We start from the raw sequence: 9713 nt of genomic DNA on the forward strand, positions 1-9713 counted from the left end.
CTATCCTCCGTCACTCATTCAAAACAGCGATATCGCCGTGCGTCTGACCTCGATAAAACTCGCTGGCTTCAAGTCCTTCGTCGATCCCACGCATTTCCAGGTCCCCGGCCAGTTGGTCGGCGTCGTCGGACCGAATGGCTGTGGCAAGTCCAACATCATCGATGCCGTGCGCTGGGTGCTCGGCGAATCGCGCGCCTCCGAGTTGCGCGGCGAGTCGATGCAGGACGTGATCTTCAACGGATCGACGGCGCGCAAGCCCGGCAGCCGGGCCAGCGTCGAACTCATTTTCGATAACGGCGACGGCCGCGCCGCCGGTCAATGGAGCGCCTACGGCGAAATCGCCGTGAAGCGGGTGCTCACGCGCGACGGCACCTCCAGCTACTACATCAACAATCTGCCCGCGCGCCGCCGCGACATCCAGGACATCTTCCTCGGCACGGGTCTCGGCCCGCGCGCCTACGCGATCATCGGGCAGGGCATGATCGCGCGCATCATCGAGGCGAAGCCGGAAGATCTGCGCGTGTTTCTCGAAGAAGCGGCGGGCGTGTCGAAGTACAAGGAGCGCCGCCGCGAGACGGAGAATCGTCTGCATGACACGCGCGAGAATCTGACGCGCGTGGAAGACATCGTGCGCGAACTGTCGGCCAATCTGGAGAAGCTCGAAGCGCAGGCGGTCGTCGCGACCAAGTACAAGGAATTGCAGGCCGACGGCGAAGAGAAGCAGCGCCTTCTGTGGCTTTTGCGCAAGAAGGAAGCAGGCAACGAGGCCGAGCGTCAGCAGCGCGCGATCCGCGAGGCGCAGGTCGATCTCGAAGCACAGACCGCGCGTTTGCGCGAAGTCGAAGCGCAACTGGAAACGCTGCGCGTCGCGCACTACAGCGCGAGCGACGCAATGCAGGGCGCGCAAGGCTCGCTCTACGAAGCCAATGCCGAAGTGAGCCGGCTCGAAGCGGAGATCCGCTTCATCGTCGAGTCGCGCAATCGCGTGCAGGCGCAGATCGCCGCGCTCACCGCGCAGCGCGAGCAATGGCAGATGCAGGCGCAAAAGGCGCGCGACGAGATCGATACCGCGACCGAAGCGCTCGCCGAAGGCGAGGAAAAGGCCGCTATCGCGCAGGAAAACGCCGCCGCGAAACACGACGCGCTGCCCGCGCTCGAAGCCCGCTGGCGCGATGCGCAGACGCAGTTGAACGAAGAACGCGCGGGCATCGCACGCGCGGAACAGGCGCTGAAGCTGGAAGCGGCGCATCAGCGCAACGCGGATCAGCAGCTTCAGCAATTGCAGCAGCGCCAGGAGCGTCTGAAGAGCGAGTCGAGCGGGCTCGATGCGCCTGACGAAGCGCATCTCGAAGAGTTGCGCATGCAGCTCGCCGAAAACGAAGAGATTCTCGCGGAGGCGCAGGCGCGTCTCGCCGATGCGCAGGAAACGGCGCCACGGCTCGACGCCGAGCGCCGCGCGGCGCAAGAGCGTGTGCAGAAGGAAAGCGCGCAGATCCATCAGCTCGAAGCGCGGCTCGCCGCACTGAAGCAGCTTCAGGAAAGCGTGCAGACCCAAGGCAAGATCCAGCCGTGGCTCGACAAGCACGAGCTCGGCGCGCTGCCGCGTCTGTGGAAGAAACTGCACGTCGAAGCCGGCTGGGAAGCGGCGCTCGAATCTGTGTTGCGCGAGCGTCTCGCCGCGCTGGAAGTATCGAATCTGGATTGGGTCAAGGCCTTCGCCACCGATGCGCCGCCCGCCAAGCTCGCCTTTTATTCGCCGCCCGTCGCGGGCAAGCCGGTCGAGACGCCGCAAGGCTTGCGCTCGCTGCTATCGCTCGTGCGCATCGACGATCCGGGCCTGCGCGCGGTGCTCAACGAATGGCTCGCCGCAACCTTCGTAGCCGACGATCTCGCGCAGGCGCTCGCTTCGCGCAATCAATTGCCCGATGGCGCCGCGTTCGTCGTGAAGGCGGGGCATATCGTGACGCGTGTGGGCGTACAGCTCTACGCGTCGGATTCCGAGCAGTCGGGCATGCTCGCGCGTGCCCAGGAAATTGAGAACCTCACGAAGCAGGTGCGCGCGCAGGCTTTGCTTTCCGATGAAGCGAAGGCCAACGCCGTGCGCGCCGACGCCGCGCACACGCAGGGCGCTCAGACGCTCGCGGAAGCGCGCGCCGCCGCGGAGCGCGCGACGCAGCGCGTCCACGCATTGCAGATGGACGTGCTCAAGCTCGCCCAGGCACACGAGCGCTACACGCAGCGCAACACGCAGATCGGCGAGGAGCTCGAAGAAATCGCCGCGCAGGTCGACGAGCAGCGTGCATTGCGCGCCGAATCGGAAGCCGCGTTCGAGCGTCACGATGGCGAAATCGCGCAATTGCAGGCGCGTTTCGAAGACAACCAGCTCGCGTTCGAAGCGCTCGACGAGGAACTCACGAACGCGCGCCACGAGCTGCGCGAACTGGAGCGCGCCGCGAGCGACGCCAGCTTCGCCGTGCGCGGGCTCGCCGCGAAGATCGACGAATACCGACGCAACATCGACACGGCGCACGATCAGAGCGAGCGTATCGCGGGCACGCTGGAAGACGCGCGCGCCGAGCTCGAAACGATCAACGAGCAGACCGCGCAGACGGGCCTGCACGACGCGCTCGAAGTGCGCGCGGCGCGTGAGGAATCCCTGCATGCGGCGCGTGTCGAACTGGACGATCTGACCGCGCGTCTGCGTCAGGCCGACGAGCAGCGTCTCATGGCCGAACGCTCGCTGCAGCCGCTGCGCGACAAGATCAACGAATTGCAGTTGAAGGAGCAGGCGGCGCGCATCAGCGGCGAGCAGTTCGTCGAGCAGTTGCAGGCGGCCGGCGTCGATGAAGCCGAGCTTGCCGAAAAGCTCACGCCGGACATGAAGCCGTCGTATCTGCAAGGCGAAGTCACGCGACTGAACAACGCGATCGCGGCGCTCGGTCCTGTCAACATGGCCGCGCTCGAAGAACTCGCAACGGCAACCGAGCGCAAGCATTTCCTCGACGCGCAGTCGGCTGATTTGAATAACGCCATCGGCACGCTGGAAGACGCAATCCAGAAGATCGACCAGGAAACGCGCTCGTTGCTGCAAGGCACATTCGACGAAGTGAACCGTCATTTTGGCGAACTGTTCCCGCGTCTTTTCGGCGGCGGGCAGGCGAAGCTCATCATGACCGGCGACGAAATCCTCGATGCCGGCGTGCAGGTGATGGCGCAGCCGCCCGGCAAGAAGAATTCGACGATCCACCTGCTTTCGGGCGGTGAAAAGGCGCTGACCGCGACCGCGCTCGTGTTCGCGATGTTCCAGTTGAATCCCGCGCCGTTCTGTCTGCTCGACGAGGTGGACGCGCCGCTCGACGACGCCAACACCGAGCGCTTCGCGAATCTCGTGCGTGCGATGTCCGTCAAGACGCAGTTCCTGTTCATCTCGCACAACAAGATCGCGATGGAAATGGCGCAGCAACTCATCGGCGTGACGATGCAGGAGCAGGGTGTGTCGCGCATCGTCGCGGTGGATATGGAAGCGGCGGCGGGCTTTGCGCAGAACGGCTGAAGCATCGCGGTCCGCAAGTTTTTTGATTGAGTGAAAGGGCCGGACGACGATCCGGTGGCGTGCGTCAAGGCGCGGAGTGGCGCGCATCGGCCAGGCGGCGGCGAGAAGCCGGAACGCGGCGCGATGCGTGCGACAGATCGCGCGACGCTTCGTAACTTAAAAGAATGATGGAGCCTGCATGGACGAGTTGACACTCGGTTTGATTGGAGCCGGAGCCGTGGTGGTGGGCGGCGTGGTGGTGTACAACGCGTGGCAGAACGCGAAGGTGCGTCGCAAGATGCCGCGTCCGATGCCCGACGAAGCGGCCGACGCGCTTGCGCGCCAGGACGCCGACGAGGAGCACCCGTTCATCGAGCCCGTGCGCCAGTCGCGGCGCGAGCCGGTCGCGGGCGATGTCGATAACTCCGACGATCAGCCGCGCGATGCGCGTGTCGAACCGAGCTTCGGCACGGCGAGTGCGTCGACGGCGGCCGCGCCGGGTGCGCCGGCTGTGCCCATCGCGCCTGCCGATACTGCCGTGGATCTTCAGGCCGAGGCGACATCCGCCAATGGCCCAGTCGAAGAAGCGGAAAGCGGCAGTGAAGATGAACGCAGCGAACCGGTGATGCCCGCCGCGACGACGATTTCGCAGGCGCCGCCGGCGGTCGTGGATCGCCGCATAGATTGTGTCGTGCCGATTCGCCTCGCCGCGCCGGTCGCGGGCGATCGCGTGATTCCGCTCGCGCAGCGGCTGCGTCGCGCGGGCACGAAGCCTGTGACGATCGAAGGCAAGACCGAAGGCGAGACAACGTGGGAATTGCCGCGCAACGGCGTGCGTTACGACGAACTGCGCGCGGCCGCGCAACTCGCGAACCGTAGCGGCCCGCTCAACGAGCTCGAATTTTCGGAGTTCGTGACCGGCGTGCAGCGACTCGCCGATGCCATCGACGGCGCGCCAGAATTCCCCGACATGATGGAAACCGTCGGCATGGCGCGCGAACTCGACGCGTTCGCGGCGCAATGCGATGCGCAACTCTCGATCAATATCCTTTCCGACGGCGCGCCGTGGTCCGCGAACTACGTGCAGGCGGTGGCGTCGCAAGACGGTCTTTTGCTCTCGCGCGACGGCACGCGCTTCGTGAAGCTCGACGCGAAGCAGAATCCCGTCTTCATGCTCCAGTTCGGCGACACGAACTTCCTGCGCGACGACCTCACCTACAAGGGCGGCCAGATGATCACGCTGGTGCTCGACGTGCCGGTCGCCGACGAAGACATTCTCCCGTTCCGCCTGATGTGCGATTACGCGAAGTCGCTGTCGGAGCGCATTGGTGCGCGCGTCGTCGACGATCAGCGCCGGCCGTTGCCTGAGTCCGCGCTGCTCGCCATCGAGAAGCAGTTGATGACCCTTTATGCGAAGCTGGAGCAGGCGGGCATTCCCGCCGGATCGCCCGCTACGCGGCGTCTTTTCAGCCAGTAATTTCTTGCTGTGCGCGCTCGGCAACGCGCGCTCGCCGCAAGAGAATCGCGCCCCAGCCGGGGCGCTTTTCTTTGCATGCGCGCCGCCGCACCGACGCCCGCACTTAGGCCATTCGGCCGACGCCACGATTTACCGATCTTCTGAGACAATCGAACGGTCGGTTGACTGACTTACCTACTTTATCGAGCCGCATGTCAGCAAAAACAAAAGCCGAATCCGCCGCGACCGCCAAGTCGGGAGCCGCCGTGCCGAGCGCCGATCGTCCGGCCGAGCGCGCGGCATGGCTGCGTTCGGAACTGGAACGCGCGAACTACGCGTATTACGTGCTCGATCAGCCGGATTTGCCCGACGCCGAATACGACACGCTCTTCAAGGAGCTTCAGGGCATCGAGACGGAGCACCCGGATCTGATCACGCCAGATTCCCCGACGCAGCGCGTGGGTGGCGAAGTCGCCGGAGGCTTCACGCCGGTCGTCCACGACGTGCCGATGCTCTCGCTCAACAACGGCTTCGCGGACGAGGACATCGCCGCGTTCGACAAGCGCGTGTCCGACGCGCTGGGTCACGCGCCCGTCGAATATGCGTGCGAACTGAAGTTCGACGGCCTCGCCATTTCCCTGCGCTACGAAGACGGCCATTTTGTGCAGGCCGCGACGCGCGGCGACGGCGCGACGGGCGAAGACGTGACGGCGAACGTGCGCACCATTCGCTCGATTCCGCTCACGCTGAAGGGCAAGAACCCGCCGAAACGGCTCGACGTGCGCGGCGAAGTGCTGATGTTCAAGCGCGACTTCGAGCGCCTGAATACCCGTCAGCGCGACGCGGGGCAGCGCGAGTTCGCGAATCCGCGCAATGCCGCAGCGGGTGGCTTGCGTCAACTCGATCCGAAGATGACGGCGCAGCGCTCGCTATCGTTTTTCGCTTACGGCATCGGCGTGCTGGAAGGCGCCGAGATGCCCGCCACGCACGCGGCGCTGCTCGACTGGTACAAGGAATTAGGCTTGCCGGTGAATGCGGAGCGCGCCGTGGTCGAAGGCGCGGACGGTTTGCTCGGTTTCTTCAACGAGATCGGCGAGAAGCGCGACAAGCTGCCGTACGACATCGACGGCGTCGTCTACAAGGTCGATCGCCGCGACGAGCAGGACAAGCTTGGCTTCGTTTCGCGCGCGCCGCGCTTCGCCCTCGCGCACAAGTTTCCGGCGCAAGAAGCGCTGACGCAATTGCTCGCCATCGACGTGCAGGTCGGCCGCACGGGCGCAATCACGCCGGTTGCGCGTCTCGCGCCGGTGTTCGTCGGCGGCGCGACGGTCACGAACGCCACGCTGCACAACGAGGATGAAGTCCGGCGCAAGGATATCCGCATCGGCGATACGGTCACGGTGCGCCGCGCGGGCGACGTGATTCCCGAAGTCGTCGGTGCGATTCTGGAGCGCCGTCCCGCTGACGCCCGCGAATTCGTCATGCCGACGGAGTGCCCGGTTTGCGGCTCGAAGATCGAGCGCCTACCGGACGAGGCGATCGCGCGCTGCACGGGCGGGCTCTTCTGCCCGGCGCAGCGCAAGCAGGCGCTTTGGCACTTCGCGCAGCGCCGCGCGCTCGATATCGACGGGCTCGGCGAGAAGATCATCGATCAACTGGTCGAGCAGAACCTCGTGCGCACGCCCGCCGATCTCTTCAATCTCGGCTTCTCCACGCTTGCGGCGCTCGACCGTTTCGCGGACAAATCCGCGCAGAACCTGATCGATTCGCTGGAGAAGGCGAGCAAGACGACGCTCGCGCGTTTCATCTACGCGCTCGGCATCCGGCACGTGGGCGAATCGACGGCGAAGGATCTCGCAAAGCATTTCGGCTCGCTGGATCCGATCATCGCGGCGTCGGTCGAGGAGCTGCTCGAAGTCAACGATGTCGGCCCGATCGTCGCCGAGGCCATCCACAATTTTTTCAGCGAAGAGCACAACCAGCACGTGATCGACCAGTTGCGGGTCAAGGTGTCGTGGCCGGAAGGACCGCCCGCACCGAAGGCGCCGCAGGGCGTGCTGGCTGGCAAGACCGTCGTGCTGACAGGTACCTTGCCCGCGCTGTCGCGCGAGGAAGCGAAGGAAATGCTGGAGTCGGCGGGTGCGAAGGTCGCAGGCTCAGTATCGAAAAAGACCGACTACGTCGTGGCGGGCGCGGACGCGGGCAGCAAGCTCGCCAAAGCGGAGGAACTTGGGGTTCCGGTCCTCGACGAAGACGGCATGCGTAAGCTTTTGGAAGGAGTCACTCCATGATTCGAGAAATCCTGAAGATGGGCGATCCGCGGCTGTTGCGTATCGCGGAGCCGGTCGAGCATTTCGACACGCCCGAACTGCACGCGCTCGTGCAAGACATGTTCGACACGATGCGCGACGCCAACGGCGCGGGCCTCGCCGCACCGCAGATCGGTGTCGATCTGCAGGTGGTGATCTTCGGCTTCGGGCATAACGAGCGTTATCCGGACGCGCCGTCGGTGCCGGAGACGGTGCTCATCAATCCGATCATCACGCCGAACGGGCATGACATGGAGGAGGGCTGGGAGGGCTGTCTGTCGGTGCCGGGTTTGCGCGGCGCGGTGCAGCGCTTCTCGATGATCCGCTATCAGGGATTCGATCAGTACGGGAACGCCATCGAACGGCTCGCCGAGGGTTTTCACGCGCGTGTCGTGCAGCACGAGTCCGACCATCTGATCGGCAAGCTCTACCCGATGCGCATCACCGACTTCTCGAAGTTCGGCTTCACCGACGTGCTGTTTCCGGGACTCGATCCGGCGCGCGACGATTGACCCGCACAGTTCGAATCGCAAGCAATCAGCCTTAAGACGGAAAGCCGCTTTAACGAGAAGCGGCTTTTTCTTTACGCCAACGTTTTCTGGCTGCCGCTGAGGTCGGGTTGACGGAACAGGGAGACATGCTCGGGATTCGCGGATGCCTGAAGGCGTCCGTCAGGCAGGCGGGCAATCACCATTTCACCGACGCCGGGACTCATCACGACGACTTCGTCGCGCAGGGCGAGCAGGGCTTCGAGCCGTCGTCGGCCGCTCACGATCTCCAGACCGGTTCCCGTCTCACGAACAATGATCTCAACTGACATGGCGATTTCTCCATCAATGCCGTTCAAAGCCGCTGATCCCGCTGCCCTTCACCGGACCGCCGAGGCCGCGCGCGGCGCCCGTCCGCATGATGGTTTTATCGGATCGGTGACTTATTTTCTTTAGCCAAAAAGCCGCCGAAAATAAAAAGGCACGACCGGGATTGCGTCGTGCCGATTTTGCCGCTGAAACGTCGCTTTTTTGCGACGCAATATCACAAGACCGGCACGCACGTTCGATCGATGTGCGTGCGGTCTATTCGGTTCGCTCAGAAGGTCTCGTTCGGGCCGAGATAGCGCCACTGGCCGGGCGGCAGCGCGCCGAGCGCCACGCCACCCATGCGAATGCGCTTCAGGCCGACGACTTCCAGTCCGACCATCTCGCACATCCGGCGAATCTGCCGCTTCTTGCCTTCGCGCAGCACGAAGCGCAATTGTTCGCCGTTTTGCCAGCTGACTTGCGCCGTCTTGAGCGGCACGTCGTCGAGTTCGAGGCCATGACGCAGGAGCGCGAGTTTTTCGGCGGGCAGATGCTGGTCGACGTCGACCGTATGCTCGCCGAGGCGCACGCGCACGAGGTATTCCTTGTCGACTTCCGAATGGCCGCCGATCAGTTGCTTCGCGATGCGGCCGTCCTGCGTGAGCACGAGCAGTCCGGTCGAGTCGATGTCGAGTCGGCCCGCCGGCGCGAGCGTGCGCAGATGGCTCGGCACGAAGCGCAGACCCGAGCGGTCCTCATCCCAATGATTGGCCGGGTTGATGAGCGTGACCGCGGGCTCATAGCCGTCTTCCGCCTGACCCGACACATAGCCGACCGGCTTGTGCAGCAGGATTGTGACGAGTTGCGACTGCGCGGACTGCGCGGCGGGCAGAATTTCGATGTTCTGCGTCGGGCGGATGCGCGAGCCGAGCGTGTCGATGACTTCGCCATCGACGAGCACCCAGCCTTTTTCGATCCATTCGTCGGCTTCGCGGCGCGAGCAGAGGCCGAGTTCCGACATTACTTTGGACAGGCGCACGAGGCCGTCATGGTGATCGCGGGGCTTCGGCGCGGACTCGGCGACGGGCGCGGCTGGCGTCGTCGCTGGTTTCGCCGCCGGCTTGCGTGCTTCGCCGCGCTCTTCGTGTTTGGCGTATGGCCGATCGTTCTCGTCGCGGCGTGCGGGGCGCGTTCCCGGCGCGCGATCGTCGCGTGCCTTGAACGGACGATCTTCGTTCGATCTGCGCGGACCGCGTTCACCGAAAGCGGGACGCGAATCGTCGCCGCGCGGCTTGAACGGGCGACGCTCATCACTACCCGAAGGGCGTTCGCCACGCGGAGCCGGACGGCCTTCGAACGACTTGCGCGGGCCGCGTTCACCGAAAGCGGGACGCGAATCGTCGCCACGCGGCTTGAACGGGCGACGCTCATCACTACCCGAAGGGCGTTCGCCACGCGGAGCCGGACGATCTTCGAATGACTTGCGCGGACCGCGTTCACCGAAAGCGGGACGCGAATCGTCGCCGCGCGGCTTGAACGGGCGACGTTCATCGCCACCCGATGCACGCTCGCCACGCGGTGCCGGACGGCCTTCGAACGACTTGCGCGGACTGCGTTCA

At 64.8% G+C, this 9713-nt stretch carries 6 protein-coding genes; 4 read left to right on the plus strand and 2 right to left on the minus strand.

Annotation, left to right across the window (positions count from 1 at the left end):
• The first annotated feature begins 37 nt into the window (after positions 1-37).
• The 4 genes from smc to def all read left to right on the plus strand — a co-directional run bounded on the left by smc (position 38) and on the right by def (position 7809).
• The gene (gene smc / locus AWB82_RS27860; protein ID WP_086972559.1) at positions 38-3553 is read left to right on the plus strand and encodes a chromosome segregation protein SMC; all 3516 of its coding nucleotides are present in this window, start codon (positions 38-40) and stop codon (positions 3551-3553) included.
• Positions 3554-3731: 178 nt separating this feature from the next.
• The gene (locus AWB82_RS27865) at positions 3732-5009 is read left to right on the plus strand and encodes a cell division protein ZipA C-terminal FtsZ-binding domain-containing protein (RefSeq protein WP_086972552.1); all 1278 of its coding nucleotides are present in this window, start codon (positions 3732-3734) and stop codon (positions 5007-5009) included.
• Between the two features lie 191 nt (positions 5010-5200).
• On the plus strand, positions 5201-7279 hold the full coding sequence (gene ligA, locus AWB82_RS27870) for an NAD-dependent DNA ligase LigA (protein ID WP_086972553.1): 2079 nt from the start codon (positions 5201-5203) through the stop codon (positions 7277-7279).
• On the plus strand, positions 7276-7809 hold the full coding sequence (gene def, locus AWB82_RS27875) for a peptide deformylase (protein WP_086972554.1): 534 nt from the start codon (positions 7276-7278) through the stop codon (positions 7807-7809). Before ligA ends, def begins: the two co-directional genes overlap by 4 nt.
• Positions 7810-7880: 71 nt before the next feature.
• Here the strand turns inward: def and AWB82_RS37340 are convergent, their stop codons facing one another.
• The gene (locus tag AWB82_RS37340) at positions 7881-8117 is read right to left on the minus strand and encodes a hypothetical protein (RefSeq protein WP_143756885.1); all 237 of its coding nucleotides are present in this window, start codon (positions 8115-8117) and stop codon (positions 7881-7883) included.
• A gap of 266 nt (positions 8118-8383) precedes the next feature.
• Positions 8384-9713 (minus strand): pseudouridine synthase (locus AWB82_RS27885; RefSeq protein ID WP_086972556.1); only part of this gene is annotated, 1330 nt, incomplete at its 5' end.

The organism is Caballeronia glebae (assembly GCF_001545035.1).
Classification (GTDB): domain Bacteria; phylum Pseudomonadota; class Gammaproteobacteria; order Burkholderiales; family Burkholderiaceae; genus Caballeronia; species Caballeronia glebae.